Origin of the sequence: Dolichospermum circinale AWQC310F (assembly GCF_000426925.1) — a bacterium.
Taxonomy (GTDB): Bacteria; Cyanobacteriota; Cyanobacteriia; order Cyanobacteriales; family Nostocaceae; genus Dolichospermum; species Dolichospermum circinale.
This window is the reverse complement of record NZ_KE384681.1, coordinates 13,481-13,938: the sequence shown is the minus strand read 5'-3', so window position 1 is coordinate 13,938 and position 458 is coordinate 13,481. Positions and strand designations below refer to the sequence as shown.

General features: G+C 37.6%; 1 pseudogene. It reads left to right on the top strand.

Annotation, left to right across the window (positions count from 1 at the left end):
- A pseudogene (locus ACIR310F_RS26800) lies at positions 1–458 on the top strand (hypothetical protein); the annotation flags it as partial.

Below are 458 nucleotides of genomic sequence, written 5' to 3'. Positions count from 1 at the left end.
ATAGATGCCTGGGAAAAATTCACGATTATCAATAATAATGATGGAACAATAGCCCTAAAAACATTCCATAATGGTTACGTTTCTGCACGGAATGGATGGGAATCATGGAATATAAATGGCTTTCCCTCGACAATAGATGCCTGGGAAAAATTCACAGTCATCAACCAAAATAATAACAGTACAGATACACTAGACTTCTCTGCAACCACTACAAAAAGCATCAATGTTGACCTTAGTATTGTGGGACAACAGAGAATTAATGAAAATCTGTCTTTGACTTTAGGTATTACTGTAGGTGGGCAGACTTTTATAGATATCGAAAATGCAGTTGGTGGTAGTTTAAATGACACATTAAAAGGGAATCACTTAAATAACGTTCTCAGAGGTGGTGCAGGTAATGATATTCTCAATGGTGGTGCTGGTAATGACACCCTTAATGGTGGTGCTGGTAATGACAC